This window comes from Flagellimonas sp. CMM7, assembly GCF_021390195.1.
GTDB lineage: Bacteria > Bacteroidota > Bacteroidia > Flavobacteriales > Flavobacteriaceae > Flagellimonas.
The window spans coordinates 594,797-615,254 of record NZ_CP090003.1; the positions used below are offsets into that span (position 1 = coordinate 594,797).

General features: G+C 36.6%; 20 protein-coding genes. 3 read left to right on the plus strand and 17 right to left on the minus strand.

The window, feature by feature from the left end:
• Position 1: 1 nt before the first annotated feature.
• From LV704_RS02775 to recR, 12 genes are all read right to left on the minus strand, one after another.
• Positions 2-2,026 carry a six-hairpin glycosidase-like protein gene (locus LV704_RS02775; RefSeq protein WP_163423933.1) on the minus strand — a complete coding sequence of 675 codons (2,025 nt, stop codon included), beginning with the start codon at positions 2,024-2,026 and terminating at the stop codon, positions 2-4.
• A 62-nt stretch (positions 2,027-2,088) separates the two neighbouring features.
• Positions 2,089-3,045, minus strand: a complete 957-nt coding sequence (ftsY, locus tag LV704_RS02780; RefSeq protein ID WP_163423932.1) for a signal recognition particle-docking protein FtsY — start codon at positions 3,043-3,045, stop codon at positions 2,089-2,091.
• A 149-nt stretch (positions 3,046-3,194) separates the two neighbouring features.
• The gene (locus LV704_RS02785; RefSeq protein ID WP_163423931.1) at positions 3,195-3,344 is read right to left on the minus strand and encodes a DUF4295 domain-containing protein; all 150 of its coding nucleotides are present in this window, start codon (positions 3,342-3,344) and stop codon (positions 3,195-3,197) included.
• 8 nt (positions 3,345-3,352) lie between these two features.
• Positions 3,353-3,535, minus strand: coding sequence for a 50S ribosomal protein L33 (gene rpmG / locus LV704_RS02790; RefSeq protein WP_031444791.1), 183 nt, complete (start codon positions 3,533-3,535; stop codon positions 3,353-3,355).
• A gap of 29 nt (positions 3,536-3,564) precedes the next feature.
• A complete protein-coding gene (gene rpmB, locus LV704_RS02795; RefSeq protein ID WP_163423930.1) occupies positions 3,565-3,792 on the minus strand; it encodes a 50S ribosomal protein L28 in 228 nt (75 codons plus the stop codon).
• A 73-nt stretch (positions 3,793-3,865) separates the two neighbouring features.
• Positions 3,866-5,113, minus strand: coding sequence for a competence/damage-inducible protein A (locus LV704_RS02800; protein WP_163423929.1), 1,248 nt, complete (start codon positions 5,111-5,113; stop codon positions 3,866-3,868).
• Complete coding sequence (locus tag LV704_RS02805; protein WP_163423928.1) at positions 5,114-5,452, minus strand: Hpt domain-containing protein; 339 nt, start codon at positions 5,450-5,452, stop codon at positions 5,114-5,116. It lies immediately after the preceding gene.
• On the minus strand, positions 5,452-6,063 hold the full coding sequence (locus LV704_RS02810) for a fumarylacetoacetate hydrolase family protein (RefSeq protein ID WP_163423927.1): 612 nt from the start codon (positions 6,061-6,063) through the stop codon (positions 5,452-5,454). The genes LV704_RS02805 and LV704_RS02810 overlap by 1 nt, the downstream gene beginning before the upstream one ends.
• A 22-nt stretch (positions 6,064-6,085) precedes the next feature.
• On the minus strand, positions 6,086-6,862 hold the full coding sequence (locus LV704_RS02815; protein ID WP_163423926.1) for a 3'-5' exonuclease: 777 nt from the start codon (positions 6,860-6,862) through the stop codon (positions 6,086-6,088).
• Positions 6,863-6,872: 10 nt separating this feature from the next.
• Positions 6,873-7,655 (minus strand): alpha/beta hydrolase-fold protein, encoded by a 783-nt coding sequence (locus tag LV704_RS02820; protein WP_205597919.1) that lies wholly within the window; start codon positions 7,653-7,655, stop codon positions 6,873-6,875.
• A gap of 64 nt (positions 7,656-7,719) precedes the next feature.
• The gene (locus LV704_RS02825) at positions 7,720-9,081 is read right to left on the minus strand and encodes a dihydrolipoamide acetyltransferase family protein (protein ID WP_163423925.1); all 1,362 of its coding nucleotides are present in this window, start codon (positions 9,079-9,081) and stop codon (positions 7,720-7,722) included.
• A gap of 94 nt (positions 9,082-9,175) precedes the next feature.
• Entirely contained in the window at positions 9,176-9,796 is a 621-nt protein-coding gene (gene recR, locus LV704_RS02830) for a recombination mediator RecR (protein WP_163423924.1), read from the minus strand.
• Positions 9,797-9,872: 76 nt separating this feature from the next.
• On the opposite strand from recR, the gene LV704_RS02835 reads away from it, so the two are divergent.
• Complete coding sequence (locus tag LV704_RS02835; protein WP_163423923.1) at positions 9,873-11,354, plus strand: sodium:solute symporter; 1,482 nt, start codon at positions 9,873-9,875, stop codon at positions 11,352-11,354.
• On the opposite strand, the gene LV704_RS02840 is transcribed toward LV704_RS02835, so the two are convergent.
• On the minus strand, positions 11,338-11,697 hold the full coding sequence (locus LV704_RS02840; RefSeq protein WP_163423922.1) for a CoA-binding protein: 360 nt from the start codon (positions 11,695-11,697) through the stop codon (positions 11,338-11,340). The genes LV704_RS02835 and LV704_RS02840 overlap by 17 nt on opposite strands.
• A gap of 324 nt (positions 11,698-12,021) precedes the next feature.
• Between LV704_RS02840 and LV704_RS02845 the strand changes: the two genes are divergently transcribed.
• The gene (locus LV704_RS02845; protein ID WP_163423921.1) at positions 12,022-14,475 is read left to right on the plus strand and encodes a TonB-dependent receptor domain-containing protein; all 2,454 of its coding nucleotides are present in this window, start codon (positions 12,022-12,024) and stop codon (positions 14,473-14,475) included.
• 95 nt (positions 14,476-14,570) lie between these two features.
• On the opposite strand, the gene LV704_RS02850 is transcribed toward LV704_RS02845, so the two are convergent.
• From LV704_RS02850 to LV704_RS02865, 4 genes are all read right to left on the minus strand, one after another.
• Positions 14,571-15,113, minus strand: coding sequence for a pyridoxamine 5'-phosphate oxidase family protein (locus tag LV704_RS02850; protein ID WP_163423920.1), 543 nt, complete (start codon positions 15,111-15,113; stop codon positions 14,571-14,573).
• A gap of 6 nt (positions 15,114-15,119) precedes the next feature.
• A complete protein-coding gene (locus LV704_RS02855) occupies positions 15,120-16,127 on the minus strand; it encodes a 3-oxoacyl-ACP synthase III family protein (RefSeq protein ID WP_163423919.1) in 1,008 nt (335 codons plus the stop codon).
• Positions 16,128-16,222: 95 nt separating this feature from the next.
• On the minus strand, positions 16,223-17,533 hold the full coding sequence (locus LV704_RS02860) for an AarF/ABC1/UbiB kinase family protein (RefSeq protein WP_163423918.1): 1,311 nt from the start codon (positions 17,531-17,533) through the stop codon (positions 16,223-16,225).
• 6 nt (positions 17,534-17,539) lie between these two features.
• Positions 17,540-18,196 (minus strand): TetR family transcriptional regulator C-terminal domain-containing protein, encoded by a 657-nt coding sequence (locus LV704_RS02865; protein ID WP_163423917.1) that lies wholly within the window; start codon positions 18,194-18,196, stop codon positions 17,540-17,542.
• Between the two features lie 339 nt (positions 18,197-18,535).
• Between LV704_RS02865 and htpG the strand changes: the two genes are divergently transcribed.
• Entirely contained in the window at positions 18,536-20,425 is a 1,890-nt protein-coding gene (htpG, locus tag LV704_RS02870) for a molecular chaperone HtpG (protein ID WP_163423916.1), read from the plus strand.
• The last annotated feature ends 33 nt before the right edge of the window (positions 20,426-20,458 follow it).

Below are 20,458 nucleotides of genomic sequence, written 5' to 3' on the forward strand. Positions count from 1 at the left end.
ACTAATTGTTAAAAACTATCGATTCGTTTGTCGAAAGCCTACGATTAAGAAGTGTTTTTTGACCACTTGTGATTTTCAAACGTATTTTTTTTGATTCCCTTGTAAGCAATACATCCATTGGGGAACCAGATATAAATACATTTTTGAACTCCAGGGAATTCCATTCTGGAGGAAGATGTGGTGTTAATTGGGTCCTATAAAATCCTTTTGGCTCCATTCCCAATAACCCTTCTGTAAAAATTCTACAGTAAAGTGCGCTTTCAGCAGACAGGTGTCTCATGTTATTTTCAGGAAATGCTTCTATAACATAAGGGACATGGTCACCCAATAATCTTTTCTGAGAAAAATATTTCAATTTGTCGTAAGCAATCCCTAAACCATCTGTTTTTATTGCACCTCTCAATGCATATAGTGTAGCCCTGTCCCAAAAAACAACATTGTCGTTTCCTTTTTCCTTGTTCAATTCCACTAGAACACCATTATTGGTCCATAATTTTTCAAACAACGCTTTTATGGTTCCTTTCTGACGGGTAGTAATCCCCATTGTTAAAGGCAGGCAAATCCAATGCCTAAAGTTCTTGTTACCATCAAAATATCTATAGGTATCAAGTCCATCTATTGTTGCTCCAAAGTATTCTTCTATTACCTTCTCCATATTAGTGAGACGGGCTTCATATTTTTTAACCTTTTCCAATAAACCGAGTTCCTTTGCCACACCAATGCCATACTTTAATCCGCCATAATACAATGTTGAAGTTGAAAGATTGGCATCACCCGTTTCTATTCTTCCCTCCATCTCATCAGATTCGGAAACCACAGCACCAAATTCATTCCTATTTTTATGACAATAATCCAAACTCCACTCTACCAAGGGCCACAACTCTTGCGCTCTTTTCAAATTTCCAAATGATAATAAATAATGTGAAGTTCCATATGCAATCATCGCTGCGTCACCCCTATCCAAATGCTTCATGGGAAAATTACCATCTACTTCAAAAGCATATGGAATATGGCCATCACCCTCAGGAATATTTTCCAAGAATTTTTTATATGTGTTAAAGGCAGCAGTGTTTCCTGTTTCATAACCAAGGTAAGGGAAGAACGGACCACTATATTCCACTTGATCATTTGCCCATATTCCTACATAGTAATTACCTCCACCCGGAGAATGCACCAAACCCATAGCAGAATTATAGATACTTTCGGAAGCTCTTATTTTAGAAAAATAAAAGAGGGTATTAATAGTGTCATTAGGTGTTTTCAAAGCCAAATTATCATACATCGTATTCAAAAATTGGTTTCTTTGCCCTAATGCTATTTGAGCATTAAAATTAGCCGTGCCTTCATCATTTAATGTTGCCCCATAATATACCGGAAAACTATACGATGCACCACCAGCTAGGGAAATGCGCTCTTTTGCATCACTAAATGCCTCAATAGCATAGGTGCCCTTGTAACCTAATTCTGTCTGCTTAGTATTAGAATTAGTTATGGAAATTTTCTTTTCGCCAGCATCTATATTTTGCACCTCCCATTGTTCCACGATAAAGCGGTCTTCCATTGAAGGATAGATAGTTCTTGTGATCTTTAATCCTTCTACAGGGCTGGAATAAAAAGTAATCATTCCTCCTATTTCAACGGAATCTATTTGCGAAGGAACTATCGTCTTTTCATTAAAACTGATTAAAGGAGTTGTTTCACTTTCAAAAGTCCTTCTAAAATAAGCTCGATACTTTTTCCATTCAGGTTCATTTGACTTATTGTATGTACGCAATTGCGGAAATATGACATCCTTACTTAGGCTAAGGTTCCTGTCTTCATCAATTTCATAAGATATAATTGCAGCGACGTTTTTCCCTGCCATCTCTATGTTATCCTTGTGAGGCAAGCGCTTTTCATTTGCTACATCCCAAAGAATGCTTTTTTGGTCTTTAATTTTCCAATACGTATTGTTGTCATTTTCCTGGGCTTTTAGATTGAAGGAGATAAGGTATAGAACAAAAAGTATTGGCAAAGGGAGTTTCATATCAAGAATCTTTAGGACAAAAGGTACTTGGAAAAGTAATGATTTTGAAAAGGTTTTTAAAGCTATATCTTAAAAAAAGAATCGACAAATTCATACTTATTAAAGACCTGAAGATCTTCAATACCTTCTCCAACGCCAATGTATTTTACTGGTATTTGAAATTGGTCGGAGATACCAATGACCACTCCGCCCTTTGCAGTGCCATCTAATTTGGTAACAGCTAAACTGCTTACTTCCGTGGCTTTGGTAAATTGTTTTGCTTGTTCAAAAGCGTTTTGTCCTGTGGAGCCATCCAATACCAATAACACTTCATGTGGGGCATCTGCAACTACTTTTTGCATTACCCTTTTCACTTTGGAGAGCTCATTCATTAGATTGACCTTGTTGTGCAATCTACCTGCTGTATCAATCAAAACTATATCGGCATTATCAGCTACTGCGGAATTCAACGTATCAAAAGCCACGGACGCGGGGTCACTTCCCATTTTTTGTTTTATGATAGGTACATCTACTCGTTTTGCCCAAACTTCCAATTGGTCTATAGCAGCTGCTCTAAATGTGTCACCTGCTCCCAGGAATACCTTTAATCCTTGGTTCTTAAATTGATGGGCCAGTTTCCCAATTGTCGTTGTTTTTCCAACTCCGTTTACACCAACAACCATGATGACATAGGGTTTTTTATCAGTAGGAATTACAAACTCAGTATCTTCTCCTACATGAGTTTCTGACAGGAGGCCCGCAATCTCTTCACGAAGAATGGTATTGAGTTCATCTGCACCCATATATTTGTCTCTGGAAACCCTTTCTTCAATACGGTCAATAATCTTCAAAGTGGTGTCAACGCCAACATCAGAAGACACCAAAACTTCCTCAAGGTTATCCAAGACCTCATCATCCACTTTGGATTTACCGGCCACGGCTTTGCTCAACTTACCAAAAAAACTGCTTTTTGACTTTTCGAGACCTTTATCCAGCGTCTCTTTTTTGTCCGAAGAAAATATTTTTTTAAATAGGCTCATATGCGTTCGTCATCAATCTTCAAAGATAGGAAAGTAAGAGGAGTTTTGTTAAATGCATTTTGGGTTTCCACTTTTAAAACAAAAGATTCATAAAATAAAAAAGCCGCTAAATAGCGGCTTTCAATTTTATACTAAGAAAGAATTGATTATTATTTGTTTAACCAATCATTTACTCTTTCTGGAGCCATTACTGATTCAACAAAAGTATATGCTCCGGTTTTTGGAGATTTTACCATTTTAATGGCTTTTGTTAATCTTTTTGAACTACTCTGTAGTGATGCTACCGTCTTCTTTGCCATGACTTAACTTATTTAATTTCTTTATGAACAGTCATACGCTTAAGAATAGGATTGAATTTCTTAATCTCCATTCTATCTGGCGTGTTCTTTTTATTCTTAGTTGTAATGTACCTTGAAGTACCTGGCATACCAGACTCCTTATGCTCTGTACACTCTAAAATAACTTGAATTCTATTTCCTTTCTTTGCCATTGTATCTCGTACTTAAAATCTTATGCCACTTATTTTTTGGAATTGATATCCTTTAAAACAGCAGAGATTCCTTTTTTGTTGATAATCTTTAACCCACGTGTAGACACGTTTAAGGTTACCCAACGATCTTCTTCTGGTATGAAAAATTTCTGCTTAGAAATATTCACATCGAATCTTCTCTTGGTTTTATTGATAGAAAAGGAAACGTTGTTTCCAAACATCACCTTTTTTCCTGTTACTTCACAAATCTTAGACATCTCCCTAACTTTTGAGTGATTTTATTGAGGGTGCAAATTTATAGCATTTTAATGGGACGGGCAAAATTCTTTTTTAGAAATTTAGAATTTCTTTTAGCAATAGTTCAAATGCCTTGTTTAAGGACTTCTGAACAATACGCTCTCGGTGATTACCCATGGTGAATTTTTGGGCGAAAGTACGTTGGGGAGTGCTTACAGCAATAAAGACAGTCCCAACTTCCGCATCAGAATCTCCTTTGGTAGGACCTGCATTACCTGTAGTTGCTATTGAGAAGTCCGTACCCAAAATATTTTTGACATTCTTAGCCATAGTTACCGCCACTTCTTCACTAACCACCGAATACTTTTTAATTACATCTTCAGGTACATGTAACAACTTAATTTTAGTCTCTGTGGCATAACTCACCACACTACCCTTAAAATAAGATGAAGCCCCTGGCATTGAAGTAAGTTGCTGAGCAATCTTGCCCCCGGTGAAACTTTCAGCAGTACCCAAAGTCATTTGTTTTTCAGTAAGCAACTTTGCGATTTGATATTCTATGGATTCTTCTTCCTCTTCACCATAAATAATATCTCCGATTAACGGATATAGTTTTTTTACTTCTGACTCAACTGCGGTCACTATTTCTTCTTTATCAGTGCCTTTTGCACTGAGGCGTAGGCGTACACGTCCTAGATTGGGTAAATACGCAAGTTTTATAAATTGAGGAAGGTTATCTTCCCATTCTTCAATTTTATTGGCGATGGCACTTTCACCCAAACCATAGGTCATTATGGTTTTATGAAATATATGAGGGCGTTTGTATTCTTGTATAATTTTAGGAAGCACCTCATTCTTAATTAAATTTCTCATCTCAAAAGGTACCCCTGGCAATGAAATAAAAGCAGTATCACCCTTTTTCATCCAAAGTCCTGGAGCTGTACCATGTGCATTGTGCAATATTGTTGCCTTTGAAGGCACCAATGCTTGCTTTCTGTTTAAATCTGAGATTGGAGTGGATATGTATTTTTTGAACAGTTCTTCTATATAATTCAAAACCTCATTATCTTCAACAAGCTCATCATTAAAAAACTGACATAGGGTATGTTTGGTGATATCATCTTTTGTTGGACCTAGGCCTCCTGTCATGATAACTACAGATGATCTATCTCCTGCAATTTTCAAAGCTTCTAAAATGTGGTCACGCTCATCTTGTACCGAGGTAATTTGGTACACCGAGACGCCTATCTTATTTAATTCTTTGGAAATGAATGCAGAATTGGAGTCCACAATCTGTCCAATGAGGATTTCGTCCCCAATGGTAATGATTTCTGCCTGCATTTATAGGTTAAAATCTTTTTTGAGTTCTGAAACTACTTGATGCACATCTTTTTTAAGTAAAGGGAACTTACTTTCTATTTCTTGCAGGTTAGTCTCACTTTTACCCAAGGTTTCAATTTCAAGTGCAGTTGCCCTTGTTTGTTCCATGCCCAGTAAATCTACATTGGGTTTTATTTTATGGGCAAGCTTGTATACATTTTCAAAATCCCTTTCGGTTATGGCTTTTTCCAAAGCTTCTAAATCAACAGGAACTTCTTCCAAAAAAACAGAAATTACAGAGGTTATAAAATCATGGTCCCCTTCTGCCATTTCATTAATTTTGTTAAGGTTGTAAATCATTATCTCACATTAATTTCAAACATCTCCTCACCTTCGAGTCTTCCTGAAAGGTAATCATTTGGACTTACTTTACCAACACCCGCTGGCGTACCTGTAAACAAAATATCGCCCTTTTTAAGCATAAAATAGGTAGAAACATAAGCTATTAACTCGTCTATCTTCCACAGCATCAAGGAGGTATTACCATTCTGCACTTTCTCCCCGTTTTTCAATAAGGAAAAATTTAGATTGCCAACATTTTCGTACACGTTTTTAGGCATCCACTTACCAATAACAGCTGAGCCATCAAATCCTTTTGCTTTTTCCCATGGCAAACCTTTCTCCTTAAGTTTAGCTTGAAGGTCCCTAGCCGTTAAATCTATTCCCAAACCAATTTCATCATAATACTTATGTGCAAATTGTTCAGAAATATGTTTGCCTACTTTATTGATCTTGACCAAAACCTCAACTTCATAATGTATATCATTTGAAAATTCAGGAATATAAAAATCCTGTTCTTTAGGTAAAATGGACGAATCTGGCTTTATAAAAACAACTGGTTCAACGGGTCGTTCATTTTTCAACTCTTCAATATGGGCAGCGTAATTTCTGCCGATACAAATCAGTTTCATAAAGTGCTATTTATATTGTTTTTTAAGACAGCTTGTTATTCAGCTTACTCAATTTGATTTGGGTCAATACTTTTTTGGTATATAGCGGAAAATCAGCATTCAAAATCCATCCAAAATAACCTGGTTCGGTTTCCATAACCTCATCTACTGTTTTCCCTTTGTGTTTGCCAAAAGAAAAAATGGGTTGTTCGTCTTCGTTAACACCTATAAAACCAGCAAAATCCAAGGATTGTTTTCTGGTTGTGAACTCAGACAGCTTCTTTACGTTGTTCTCCAATTCTGGGTATCTATCCAATTGCGACAATAGCACCTCATAGGTAGCCATAGTATCTGCTTCTGCACTATGCGCATCTTCTAAACTTTTATCACAATAAAATTTATAGGCAGCTCCCAAAGTGCGTTTTTCCATTTTATGGAAGATTGTTTGCACATCTACAGAAACCATATGTTTCATATCAAAATCAACATCTGCCCTAAGCATTTCTTCTGCAAGAAGCGGAATATCGAACCTATCCGAATTAAAGCCAGCCAAATCACTGTCTTTTATCATCTTGTAGATTTCTTTTGATAATTGTTTGAATGTGGGCTCATTGGCCACTTTCTCATTGGAAATACCATGTATCAACACCACCTCTTGGGGAATGGTCATCTCTGGGTTTACCAACCAAGTTTTGCTCTCCTTGTTGCCATTGGGAAAAACCTTTAGTATTGAGATTTCTACAATTCTATCTTTGGCCACATTTGTACCGGTGGTTTCTAAATCAAAAAAGCAAATGGGTTTGGTTAATTGTAACTCCATAAAAATAATTTTATCGTGATTTAGAAAATAACCATGGTAACAGTTCTGGTTCTGCAAAGGCATTGTCCCAGCTATTATGACCTACTCCCGGATATAACGAATACTTTATATTAATACCAATGTTCTCCATGGCTTTTACCATCTCTGCAGAGTACTTTTCTGGTACTACCGTATCGGCAGCTCCATGAAATACCCACCAATCCGGTTTGCTTAGTTTTTTACTGATTTTTGGGTTAGCGCCTCCACATATGGGAAAAGCCGCAGCAAATACGTTTGGGTTTCTACGAACCAATTCAAAGGTACCCATGCCTCCCATGGAAAGTCCACCCACGTAGATTCTATTTTTATCAATTTTATACGTTTTCTTTATATGTTTCAACAGTCCCTCCAACAACAACATATCTTTTGTGGGTTCTGCATCTTCATAAAAAACAAATTCCCTATTTGGGATATCTCCTTCTACCTTGATCCTTGCCCAAGAACTGTTGGCTGCGCATTGTGGTAGAACCACAATAGCGCGATGGTTATCCCTAATTTCTTTTTTTAGGAACAAGCCAGATCCATGAATCAATTGTGACTCGTTATCATTTCCTCTTTCTCCAGAACCATGCAGAACGAGTATTAATGGGTATTTTTCTGATGGACTATAATCTTTGGGAAATAATATGCGATATGGCATACTGCTCCCATCCTTTTCAAAAACCATTTTCTTGTAAGGGGAAAGGTCTTGTGCCATCATATCATTCGAGAATAAAAAAAGTGATGCCAAACTTAAAGAGATTAAAAACTTCATTGATTGATGAATTTGTTTAAACCTCTAAATTAATAATAGTGTAAAGAATAAAAGGGCTTTAAGGCTAGATTTCTCTATTTATATCCCAAGCTTCAAGATAATCCGCCACTGTTTTAACAAACATTCCTCCTAGCGCACCGTTGACCACTCTATGATCATAGCTGTGAGAAAGGAACATTTTACTGCGAATACCTATAAATTCTCCTTGATTGGTCTCTATAACCGAAGGCATCTTTCTTATGGCACCAAGGGCCAAAATACCAACCTGAGGCTGATTAATAATAGGCGTTCCAAAAATACTTCCAAACGAACCAACGTTGGTAACGGTATACGTGCCGTCCTTGATTTCATCTGGCTTAAGCTGATTGTTCCTAGATCTATTGGCAAGGTCATTCACAGTTTTAGCCATTCCTACCAAATTAAGCTGATCGGCATTTTTAATTACGGGAACAATTAAGTTGCCGTCTGGCAGTGCTGCTGCCATACCAATGTTTATGTTTTTCTTTTTAATGACTTTATCTCCATCAAGGGAAATGTTGACCATTGGGTATTTTTTTAAGGCTACCGCAACAGCTTCCATAAATATTGGGGTAAATGTTAATTTTTCTCCTTCTCTTTCTTCAAAAGCCTTTTTAAATTTATTCCTCCAATTAACAACATTGGTAACATCTACTTCCACAAAACTTTGAACATGTGCAGATGTGGATATGCTATCCACCATATGTTGAGCAATTAACTTGCCCATGCGAGTTAATGGGATTATTTCATCACCATCCGCAACGGACACTGGAGTTGTTTTTGGTTTTTCTGCGGTTACTTTTGCTGTTTCTGTTTGAATTACCGGTTTGCTTACCTCTTTAGTAATTGGAGTCGAAACAGCTGTAGCATTTCCGTTTGAGGAACGGTTTTCCAAAAATGATTTTACATCGTTCTTGGTTACCCTACCTTCTTTTCCGGTACCTATTATTGCTTCCAGTTCTTCCATGGAAATTCCCTCTTCCTTGGCTATATTCTTCACCAATGGCGAATAAAACCTTTCGGAACTTGAAAAATCTTGTGCCGGTGCAGCAACGGACTCTTTTATTTGAGCCATTTCGTTTTCTATGGCCACTACAGGAGTTTCTGCTATATCATCAGTTTCCTCAACAGTATCTGTACCATTCGAAGTAACCTCAACAACATCTCCATCAGTTTGCACTACCGCTACCACTTCACCCACTTTTATGATGTCATCAACATCAAATCGTTTTTCCAATAACACGCCTTCAACTTCACTTGGCACTTCTGAGTCTACCTTGTCCGTAGCAATTTCAAATATTGCTTCATCCATTTCAATGGTATCTCCTACTTCCTTCAACCAAGTAGTCAATGTTGCCTCTGCAACACTCTCTCCCATTTGCGGTAATTTCAATTCAAATTTTGACATATTCTTATTTAACGAAGTAATATCGACTTATATTTTGCAAAAATACTAAAGAAAACTCCTTATCCTTAATTTATGTGCATTTTTTAATCACTATTTAATTTGTTTTGATGGAGCTTTCAAAAGGAACTCTGTTTAAGATACTCCTACCCAATGTAACCTCATCTGTGTACTCCAATTCATCCCCAACGGATATTCCACGTGCAATTGTTGAAGTAGTAACATCCAATTCTTCTAATTGTCTATAGATATAAAAGTTGGTGGTATCGCCTTCCATTGTAGAGCTTAAAGCAAAAATTAGTTCTTTAACCGTACCTTCTTTTACCCTATTAACCAGAGAAGCAATGTTCAGGTCTTGAGGCCCAACACCTTCCATCGGCGATATTTTGCCCCCCAGCACATGATACAGTCCCTGATATTGGGATGTATTCTCAATGGCCATGACATCCCTAATATCCTCAACCACGCACACCAAAGTTTCGTCCCTCTTTGGGTTACCGCAAATCTCACACAGTATTGTATCGGAAATGTTATGGCAGCTGCTACAGAAATTGACCTCTCCTCTAAGCTTTGTTAATGCATCGGACAAAAAATTTGTTCGCTCTTCTGGTTGTTTTAGAAGGTGCAATACCAATCTTAATGCCGTGCGTTTTCCAATGCCCGGTAGTTGAGACATTTCATAAACTGCATTCTCCAAAAGCTTTGACGAAAATTCCATACCTACAATTATCAAACAAAATTACAATTTTACCGTTACCAATTTACTTTTGTACTTTGCAAATCAAATTCCAAATATGTCCTCAATACAAATTCTATTGCTCATTGGTGCTTATTTTCTAGTATTAATGACCATCTCCTACTTCACGGGAAAAAACGATTCTAATTCAGATTTTTTTAAAGCAGGTAAACAATCACCATGGTATTTAGTTGCATTTGGTATGGTAGGTGCCTCACTTTCAGGAGTTACCTTTATTTCGGTCCCCGGATGGATAGAAGATTCTCAATTTGGTTATATACAAGTAGTTTTTGGCTTCTTGTTTGGATATTTTGTTGTTGCTTATGTTCTACTGCCGTTATATTATAAGTACAATCTTACCTCAATTTATGAGTATTTATTAGACCGTTTTGGCACTGTTAGTCATAAAACAGGTGCTTTTTTCTTTTTTATCTCTAGGGTTTTGGGTGCCGCCTTTAGATTATATCTAGTAGCTATAGTATTGCAACAATTTGTTTTTGATGATTTAGGTATTCGTTTTGAGTTTACCGTGATTATTTCCATTCTGTTAATTTGGATTTATACGAACAGGGGAGGCATAAAAACCATCGTTTGGACAGATACCTTACAGACCTTATTTATGATTCTGGCCGTGGTATTATCCGTAATATTTATTCTTGATGAATTGAATTGGACTTTTAGTGAATTTTTGAGTTCTGAGGAATTAAAACCTTACAGTCAATTTCTTTATACCGATAGTCTATTGGAACGCAATCATTTTATCAAATCTTTTGTTGGCGGTATGTTCATAACTATTTGTATGACCGGATTAGATCAGGATATGATGCAAAAAAATCTTACCTGCAAATCTTTAAAGGATGCGCAAAAAAATATGGTTTCATTTAGTTTGGTTCTCGTAGGGGTAACATTTTTATTTATGTTGCTCGGAGCTTTGTTGTTCATTTATTCAGGTAAAAATGGCATCTCCATCCCGCTAATGGACGGTTCGCCAAAATCAGATTTGTTGTTTCCTGAAATTGCATTGAACAGTGGTTTGGGGCTAACCTTGGCCATTACTTTTATGTTAGGATTGATTGCTGCTGCCTACAGCAGTGCAGATAGTGCGCTAACATCCCTTACCACTTCTTTTTGCGTAGATTTTTTAAATGTTGAAAAAAGAAAGGAAGAAGAACAAAAAAAAGTCAGAAAACGCACCCATATTGCGATGAGCATTATGCTCATATTGGTCATTATTTCCTTTAAGTACATTTTGAGCAGTAACGTGATTGATAGTTTGTTAACGGTATCCGGATATACATATGGACCATTATTGGGCCTATTTGCTTTCGGCATTTTAACCAAACATCAAATAAAGGACAAATATGTTTGGGTTGTTTCAATATTGTCTGTGGTTGTCATAGCCCTAGTAGCCAATATTCCTTCTTCGTTTCTAGGTGGCTATATAGTTGGTTATGAGTTGTTGCCGTTGAATGGTTTATTAACCTTTTTTGGACTTTGGTTAATTAGGACACGAAAGCCTATCTCTAGTATTGACCAGTAGCCAATAAAACCAGAGTGCAGGCTACCTCAACTTTTATTCCTGCCGCTTCTAGGATTTTATAAAACTCAGGGTTTTCAGTACCAGGATTAAAAATTACCCTTCGGGGCTTTAGTTGAACAATATCATTGTAGTATTGTTCTTGCCTTTTGGGGTTTAGATATAAAGTTATAGTATCAATATTTTGGAAATCATTTAGGTTGGTTTTAATTTGTACCCCAGAAACAGCTCCCTCCATTACTCCAAACGCTTCTGTTTCAATTTTGCTTTCAATCAAACGATGGATTGCCAAATTACTATATCTACTGGGGTTTAAAGATGCTCCCAAAACTAGTGTCTTAACCATTTGTTAATTTATATGTTAAACTAAATTAAAGATTGTAACTAATCAAAAAAAAACTCGTCTATTGTACGTGTAAAAGAAATCATTGGTAAGACTGTATTTTTTTATAGTTAATGGTTAGTGTTTAGTATAGCTTATCAATGTAAAGAACCCTGGTGTTTCGATTGTTATCGTAAGCCAGGGTTTATCTTTAAAAAGCAATCACTTTTCATAGTTGTTCAACTACCCCTTCTGTTAAAAAATGTTAAACACATTTTTATTTGTAACATCTTTCGTTTAACGTCGTCTTGTAGGCAACATCAATCTAATCAAAAAACGATCAAACTCATGAAAAGAGTAATTTTACTTTTCACACTGCTTTTGTGCAGTATGCACTCAACATCTTTAACTGCCAACAATGATACGGACACTGCAATAGGTTCAATATCTGGTACAGTAATAGATAATACCTTAAAACAACCTGTTGCTTACGCGGCCATTGTAATTAAATCTGAAGATGGCAGCAAAACCATTACTGGGGGGATCACGACAGAGGAAGGGAATTTTGAAATAAAAAAATTACCTGAAGGCTCTTTTATTATGGAAGTTCAATTCATTGGGTACAAAACGCATTCCCAAAAATTGGTTATTACCAAAAAGAACCGAAAAGTTGAAGTTGGAACCATAACCTTAATGGAAGACACGGAAGAACTATCTGAAGTTGAAGTTGTTGCGGAACGCACCACCATTGAACAACGCGTGGACAGAAAGGTTATAAACGTTGGAAAGGACTTAACCACTGCAGGAGCAACGGCATCAGATATTATGAACAATATTCCTTCTGTAAATGTAGACTCGCAAACCGGCGATATTTCCATGAGGGGCAACTCAAATGTACGCGTGATGGTGGATGGAAAATTGTCCAATGTACCTGTTGCTCAACTGTTGCGTCAAATACCATCAACTTCCATTAAATCAATAGAATTAATTACAAACCCATCAGCTAAGTACAATCCTGAAGGCATGAGCGGTATTATCAACATCATACTGCACAAAAATGCCAATATTGGGTTTAACGGAAACATTACCACTGGACTCACCAAAGGCATCGAGGCCAAATTCAATAGTTCCATTGACATGAACTATAGACAAAGGAAATTCAATTTTTATGGCAACTACGGCAACAACATTGGTAAATATGTCAATGACGGTACCATTACAAGAATTGATGAAAACTCGTTACAAGCATTCGATTTCTTCAATAACAATAAATCACATCTTTATAAAGTAGGGGTTGATTTTTACTTGAATGACAACAATACCATTTCTGTTTTCACCAATCAAAACATTTTTGATGGAACGGGAGAAGGAATAACCGCTGTAACATACAACAATGATCTATCCAGAAATGTTACTCAGTTCTTCAATGATATCAGTGATAATCTTAGCGAGCAATACAATTTTGATTATAAGCACGATTTCAAAAAGGAAGGTCATAATATAGAGTTGGAAATAGATCATAATCGATTCAATAGCGACCAAGATGCAAACTTCAGAACAACAGGAACATCCTTATTCCCAGACTACATGGATTTTGTTGATACCGAACGTACACAGACTTTCATCAACTTGGATTATGTTAACCCGTTGGACAGTATTTCTAAATTAGAAGTTGGTTTGGAATCCAGAACTTTTGAAACTGACGTGGATTACTCATCAACAGGCTTGTCTTTCAATTCCAACGGAAACCTGATTCCAACACCAAGTACTGATTTTGTATATAGTATGGATATTTATTCCGCATATGCCACTTTCAGTCAAACCAGAGGAAAGTTCTCGTATCAGGCAGGTGTTCGTGTTGAAGATGTTGAAGTTAAGGCAGACACCAACAGATTACGGGCATTTACAGATAAATACACTGAAGTTTATCCTTCTGCATTTGTGACTTATAATCCAAATGAAAAAAATCAATTTCAAGTAAGTTATAGCAGACGTGTGGATAGACCTGGTCTTCAACAGGTAAACCCTATTAGAGAATGGGCAACGCCACTGATATCTTCTTTTGGAAACCCAAGTTTGGTACCGCAGTTCACAAATTCTTATGAAACCAATTATACCAGACGTATAAAAGGAGGGAGTGTAACCGCTGGTATTTTCTATAGAACAATTTCTGATGAGATCAACAGAGCAGTATATGTAGACCGACTTGATTTTAACAAACTTATTTTAACCTTTGATAATTTTGACAATACATCTGCTTACGGTTTTGAGCTTTCCACTAACTATAAGCTTACTCAATGGTGGAGTGTTAATGGAAGTTTTGACTTCTATTCCCAAACACAACGAGGCATTACGGAAAGTTTGAGCGGAAATAGCCCTGACCCAACAGAAAATGACATTGTTGTGGAGGATGTGGAAGTAGACAACACGGCTTGGAATATGAGATTGAACAATAGTTTTAAAGTAAACAAAGAATTGACCTTTCAGTTATTTGGATTTTACCGAGGTCAAAACCGAACTATACAGTTTACCGCCGAGCCCATGTATTTTGTAAACTTAGGAGCGCGGTATAGCTTTGCGCAAGGCAAAGGCACAATAAGCCTTAACTACAATGACATTTTTAATACGATGCGTTTTGCTTTTGATGGTGACCGTCCATATGATCAGGTTGGAGGGTTTAATTGGGAAAGCAACAATGTATATGCTGGTCTCTCTTACCGCTTTGGTAGCGGAAAAAACAGAGCAAAACAGCGTAAAAGAAGAGATGACAACACCAAACAATCTGGAGGAGGCATTTTATAAAAACATTTGATATTCCTGAGAGAGTGTTGGTTGGTTAATCTTTCAGGGGATATCAATAAAAACCCCGGTTCCTTTTGGAATCGGGGTTTTGTTTTTTAATCTGTAATATCGGTAGGGTACCCATCAAGACTGGTGGAATTTTTCTTTTTCCAGTATTTTTTTAAACCTTCATTGCCCTGGTTTTCTGCCCAATTCACTAAAGATTGTCGCTGATGCTTATACTCCATTATTGGTACGCCCATACCGCATGAAACTTGTATCAAATCAATTTTTACATCTACTAATTGTCTGCCTCCTTCCATTTTAGGAAACAAGTCTATGTTTTGCTTCCAAAACTCGGTATTGTTTCTATATGCTTGTGCAGTTCCATATAGTCTCAAAATAATAGGGTCTCCATCAAAAGCACAAAACATTATGGTGATGCGGTTTTTGTTCATTAAATGGGTGGATGTCTCATTGCCGCTACCGGTCAAATCCAACCAGACCACTCTATTTTCATCCAAAACCCGTAGTGAGTCCAATCCTTTGGGAGAAAGGTTTATGGAACCTTCTTCCATTGCTGTTGCGACAAAAAAGAGTTTTTGATTTTTAATAAAATCGATAAGGGCCGGGGTCAATTTGTCCAGCTGTCTACCCATGCAGAATTACCACTTAATAATTACACTGCCCCAAGTAAATCCACTACCAAAAGCAGCTAAAACCACTAAATCTCCTGACTTGATTTTACCAGCTTCCCATGCTTCGGTCAAAGCAATTGGTATTGAGGCAGCTGTGGTATTGCCATATTTCATGATGTTATTGAATACTTGGTCATTGGAAAGACCAAATTTCTTTTGAATAAACTGTGCAATACGCAGGTTTGCCTGATGCGGAATGAGCATATCTATATCCTGTGGACCTAAATTATTAGTCTGTAGCCCTTCCATAATTACTTCACTAAAACGAACTACGGCATTCTTAAAAACAAACTGTCCGTTCATATATGGATAATATGAAGTGTCCTCTGGGTCTTCATCTTCAATAATATCGGTAACCCATCTTTTGCCCATACCAGGAGCTATCAAAGAAAGTTCTTCTGCATGTTGCCCTTCAGAATGTAAATGGGACGAAAGAATTCCTTTAGAAGTATCCTCCTCTCTGGTCAATATTGCAGCACCGGCACCGTCACCAAAAATAACTGATACTCCCCTACCCCTGGTGGTCATGTCCAAACCATGGGAATGAAGCTCTGAACCTATTACCAATACATTTTTGTACATACCACTTTTAATGTATTGGTCCGCGACAGAAATTCCATAGACAAAACCAGAACATTGATTTCGCACATCCAATGCCCCCACTGTTTTAATACCAAGATCACGTTGCACTAAAACACCCGGTCCTGGAAAATAGTAATCTGGACTAAGCGTTGCAAAAACAATAAAGTCAATATCATCCTTGTCGATACCGGCCCGCTCAATGGCCACCTTGGCGGCTTTTACACCCATAGACGTAGTAGTATCTGTTCCTTTGACCACATGTCTTCTTTCCTTAATGCCTGTCCGTTCCTGAATCCATTCATCATTGGTCTCCATCACTTTGGACAAATCATCATTCGTCACTACATTTTCGGGTACGTAAAATCCGAGTCCAGATATTTTTGAATTGTACATAGAGTATTGTTAAATAAAAATTATTGAAAAAGCCAGTGGTTATTTGATGGAAAAGTAAAAAATATATTCAAAGAACTGGGAATATATCAGAAAAATTAGTCCATGTACTTTTTAAAATCGTTCACTTCTACCTTGGCCTTAAGGTCATGAAGCAAGTTGTAAAGTCCAAAAAAAGTACGATTCATATATAAAAAATGTTTAGAACCGCGGTTACCGTTCATCTTTTTAATCTGATCATCTTTTGAGTAGCGCTCACTTAAATCTGCAATTTTGTTCCAGAATGTGTCCGCTCCAAAATCAAACTCATTTTGATGAAAGGGAGATGTAAACAGTGTAAGCATTTCCTTAAAAAGAGCCTTAAAAAATTCAAGTTCTTCATCAGAATCTGTGGGTGTTAAAATTTCCAACTCATACAGTTTTTCCATGAAGACCTCATCATTATTGATGTTATCTTCTTGAGCCAATTCAAAATAAGGAATGTAGAATTCGTCTGGAATTTCTTTGATACAACCAAAATCTATGGCGATCAGTGTTTCATTTGCACTTACCAAAAAGTTTCCTGGGTGCGGATCCGCGTGTACCTTGCGCAAACTATGTATTTGAAACATATAAAAGTCCCATAATGCTTGGCCTAGTTTATTTCCAAGATCCTGATCAAAATCGACTTTTGTAAATTCACTAAGGTGTTTTCCTTTCATCCAGTCCATGGTAAGGATACGTTCACTGGATAGGTTCTGGTAATAGTTGGGAAACTCCATATTGGAAATAGCTGAACATGCTTGGGTAATCTCTTCACTCTGTTTAAGCTCCAAAATGTAATTGGTCTCTTCTACCAGTTTATTTTCTACCTCTTTAAAGTATTTTTCAGAATCTTTGCCCTTCAGGTTAAACATTCTTATAGCAATAGGCTTTACTATAGCTAAATCACTACTAATACTCTCTGCTACACCTGGATATTGAATTTTAACCGCCAGTTCCTTTCCATCTTTTTTGGCCTTGTGCACTTGCCCAATACTGGCCGCGTTAACGGAATCTTTCTCAAAGGTGTCAAAAATATCCTCAGGGTATTTATTCAAGTATTTTTTAAAAGTCTTTCTAACCAAAGGTGCTGAAAGTGGTGGTACGGAAAATTGGGAAAGTGAAAATTTGTCCACATAGGCTCTAGGAAGAAGGTTTTTCTCCATACTAAGCATTTGAGCCACCTTGAGTGCACTTCCTTTAAGGCTTTTTAAGCCATCATAAATATCTTCTGCATTATCTTGGTCAAGTTCTTCTTTTGCAGTCTCAGAATTGACCAGTTTTTTTCCATAGTACTTTACATAGTTCCCTCCTATTTTCACGCCGGTCTTTACAAGTTTTCCTGCTCTTTCAATCTTTCCTGTGGGAATACTGTCCAATGTCTTCATACACTATTAAGCAAAGTTTTCTTTATAAAGGAATTTTCCGAAGTCGATAATTTTTTCCAATGGAGCGCTTTCAAAAACTTGGAAAATTGTAGTGACCGATTTTTCTATGGCAATGTCTGTCTTTTCAAAATCTGGAGAATTATCATCCATCCAAAATTTTAAGAGGAATAAAAACTGCAACCAAGCGCCTTCTGAAAACAATTGGGGGCTGTGTTTAAGGATTTTTAGATTCTTTTCGCTATTCCGTTCCTCAATAAGTTCTGAAGCAAAATCCTTTATATGGTTTCTAAGGCCTTTTAACTGCCCTATTTTCTCCATTTTGTTTTTGTGCTCTTTTAACATGAAAAGAACATAACTCCTGTTCAAAGTCAATGACTCAAAAAAGGTATAGAAAAATGTAAGCATTTTCTCTTCATTGGTCATACCATCATATGCCTCATTTTTTAGCATAACAGCTAGGGTATTCTCAAAAAACTTATCCCAAATAGCATGTTGCAAACCATCAAAAGATCCAAAGAATTTATAGAACTCCTCTTCTTTAATTTTGTTTTCCTTGCAAAACTTATAAATAGATTTTGGTATCATTTCATGTTCCAAAACAGTATCCATGAACCAACCGATAATTTTTTCTTCTGTAACCTTTGAATTTGAAGTATTTGCCATTGCACTTTGTGTTTAATCAAAAATACGATTTACCGAACAAAATAATAGTTAAGATTTCTTAAGAAAGAAAAGGAAAACGCACTTTCGGGTGAAAGTGCGTTTTCAACAACCTAACCAATAAATAAACAAACTTGTTATAGCATGATACTATTTCATAGCAATTTTTCCATAACACTACAAATATATGTATTTTGTTTATCTTTTTCAATAAAAGAATAAACAAAACTGTGTTAAAATTTGTTAGGCACTGTTAAATGTGCAATACAGTGTCAGTTTGTCACTTTTATAATTATGGTATTTTTTTTGTCATACATAGAAACTAAAGAAAAGTATTAAACAATGGCTAAAGGTAAAATCAATGTTTCAGTAGAAAACATATTCCCTCTAATAAAAAAATTCCTCTACAGCGATCACGAAATTTTCTTGAGAGAGCTTATTTCCAACGCCACGGATGCAACGCTAAAACTTAGACACCTAACTTCTATTGGTGAGGCCAAGGTTGAGTATGGTAATCCTATGATTGAAATTAAGGTCGATAAGGATAAAAAACAAATCCGTATTACTGACCAAGGTATTGGGATGACAGAAGATGAGGTTAAAAAGTATATTAACGAAGTTGCTTTTTCTGGTGCAGAAGAGTTTTTGGACAAATACAAAGATGCTGGCAAAGACTCCGGTATTATTGGACATTTTGGTCTTGGGTTCTATTCTGCGTTTATGGTAGCGGAAAAAGTGGAAATCATTACAAAGAGTTTTAAAGATGAACCTGCTGTTCACTGGGTTTGTGATGGATCTCCTGAATTCACTTTAAAAGAAGCAAAGAAAAAAGATAGAGGAACAGAAATTGTTCTTCATGTTGCGGAAGATTCGACAGAGTTTTTAGAAGACTCAAAGATTCGTGAACTGTTGACTAAGTATAACAAGTTCATGCCTATTCCAATAAAATTTGGAACAAAAACAGAAACACTTCCAAAACCGGAAGGTGTTAAAGAAGAGGATCCAGCACCTACACAAGAGGTAGATGACATTATCAACAATCCCTCACCAGCATGGACAAAGAAGCCTGCAGATTTAAAAGATGAAGATTACAAGAGCTTCTACAGAGAATTGTATCCAATGCAGTTTGAAGAGCCTTTGTTCCATATTCACTTGAATGTGGATTATCCCTTCAACTTAACAGGTATTCTTTACTTTCCAAAGTTGACCAATGATCTAAACATCCAAAAAGATAGGATTCAGTTATACCAAAACCAGGTTTTTGTGACCGATAATGTTGAAGGTATTGTTCCTGAGTTTTTAACCATGCTTCGTGGTGTTATAGATTCTCCAGATATCCCCCTTAACGTTTCACGTTCCTACCTGCAAGCAGATGGTGCCGTTAAAAAGATTTCTTCTTATATCACAAAAAAGGTTGCAGACAAATTAAGCTCGCTCTTTAAAAGTAATCGTGAAGATTTTGAGCAAAAATGGAACGATATTAAAGTCGTTATCGAGTATGGAATGCTTTCTGAAGATAAATTCTTTGAAAAAGCGGACAAATTTGCATTATACCCTACAGTAGATGGCAAGTTCTTCACTTTTGAAGAATTACAGAATAAAATAAAGGACAACCAAACGGACAAGGATGAAAAGTTGGTTGTACTATATGCATCTGATAAAGAAGCGCAACACAGCTATATTGAAGCTGCTAAAGCAAAAGGCTTTGAAGTACTATTGATGGATTCTCCAATCATATCGCATTTAATGCAAAAATTAGAAACTTCTAAAGAGAATTTATCTTTTGCAAGGGTAGATGCTGACCATTTAGACAACCTTATTAAAAAGGAGGAAACTGCTATTTCTAAACTTTCTGATGAAGAAAAGGACAGCCTAAAAGCTGACTTGGAAAAAGTAGTAACGGATAAGGGATATACCATTCAAATGGAAGCAATGGACAGTTCTGCGTCACCATTTATTATTACAGAGCCTGAGTTTATGAGAAGGATGAAGGAGATGCAACAAACCGGTGACGGTGGCGGAATGTTTGGAATGGGCAATATGCCAGAAATGTACAATCTTATTGTAAACACCAATCATGAATTGGTTGGTGAAATATTAAATACCAAAACCGCCAAAAAACGTGAGCGATTGATCAATCAATCCCTAGATTTGGCGCGCTTGTCCAAAGGGTTGTTAAAAGGAGAAGAACTTACCAATTTCATTTCGCGCAGTTATGAGATGATAAAATAAGTTCAAACCCATAAATTTTAATTAAAGGCAGGT

What these genes read in the sequence shown, in the direction of transcription:
- LV704_RS02775 (WP_163423933.1), bottom strand. Translation starts at nt 2,026, where the DNA reads ATGAAACTCCCTTTGCCAATACTTTTTGTTCTATACCTTATCTCCTTC.
- ftsY (WP_163423932.1), bottom strand. Translation starts at nt 3,045, where the DNA reads ATGAGCCTATTTAAAAAAATATTTTCTTCGGACAAAAAAGAGACGCTG.
- LV704_RS02785 (WP_163423931.1), bottom strand. Translation starts at nt 3,344, where the DNA reads ATGGCAAAGAAGACGGTAGCATCACTACAGAGTAGTTCAAAAAGATTA.
- rpmG (WP_031444791.1), bottom strand. Translation starts at nt 3,535, where the DNA reads ATGGCAAAGAAAGGAAATAGAATTCAAGTTATTTTAGAGTGTACAGAG.
- rpmB (WP_163423930.1), bottom strand. Translation starts at nt 3,792, where the DNA reads ATGTCTAAGATTTGTGAAGTAACAGGAAAAAAGGTGATGTTTGGAAAC.
- LV704_RS02800 (WP_163423929.1), bottom strand. Translation starts at nt 5,113, where the DNA reads ATGCAGGCAGAAATCATTACCATTGGGGACGAAATCCTCATTGGACAG.
- LV704_RS02805 (WP_163423928.1), bottom strand. Translation starts at nt 5,452, where the DNA reads ATGATTTACAACCTTAACAAAATTAATGAAATGGCAGAAGGGGACCAT.
- LV704_RS02810 (WP_163423927.1), bottom strand. Translation starts at nt 6,063, where the DNA reads ATGAAACTGATTTGTATCGGCAGAAATTACGCTGCCCATATTGAAGAG.
- LV704_RS02815 (WP_163423926.1), bottom strand. Translation starts at nt 6,862, where the DNA reads ATGGAGTTACAATTAACCAAACCCATTTGCTTTTTTGATTTAGAAACC.
- LV704_RS02820 (WP_205597919.1), bottom strand. Translation starts at nt 7,655, where the DNA reads ATGAAGTTTTTAATCTCTTTAAGTTTGGCATCACTTTTTTTATTCTCG.
- LV704_RS02825 (WP_163423925.1), bottom strand. Translation starts at nt 9,081, where the DNA reads ATGTCAAAATTTGAATTGAAATTACCGCAAATGGGAGAGAGTGTTGCA.
- recR (WP_163423924.1), bottom strand. Translation starts at nt 9,796, where the DNA reads ATGGAATTTTCGTCAAAGCTTTTGGAGAATGCAGTTTATGAAATGTCT.
- LV704_RS02835 (WP_163423923.1), top strand. Translation starts at nt 9,873, where the DNA reads ATGTCCTCAATACAAATTCTATTGCTCATTGGTGCTTATTTTCTAGTA.
- LV704_RS02840 (WP_163423922.1), bottom strand. Translation starts at nt 11,697, where the DNA reads ATGGTTAAGACACTAGTTTTGGGAGCATCTTTAAACCCCAGTAGATAT.
- LV704_RS02845 (WP_163423921.1), top strand. Translation starts at nt 12,022, where the DNA reads ATGAAAAGAGTAATTTTACTTTTCACACTGCTTTTGTGCAGTATGCAC.
- LV704_RS02850 (WP_163423920.1), bottom strand. Translation starts at nt 15,113, where the DNA reads ATGGGTAGACAGCTGGACAAATTGACCCCGGCCCTTATCGATTTTATT.
- LV704_RS02855 (WP_163423919.1), bottom strand. Translation starts at nt 16,127, where the DNA reads ATGTACAATTCAAAAATATCTGGACTCGGATTTTACGTACCCGAAAAT.
- LV704_RS02860 (WP_163423918.1), bottom strand. Translation starts at nt 17,533, where the DNA reads ATGAAGACATTGGACAGTATTCCCACAGGAAAGATTGAAAGAGCAGGA.
- LV704_RS02865 (WP_163423917.1), bottom strand. Translation starts at nt 18,196, where the DNA reads ATGGCAAATACTTCAAATTCAAAGGTTACAGAAGAAAAAATTATCGGT.
- htpG (WP_163423916.1), top strand. Translation starts at nt 18,536, where the DNA reads ATGGCTAAAGGTAAAATCAATGTTTCAGTAGAAAACATATTCCCTCTA.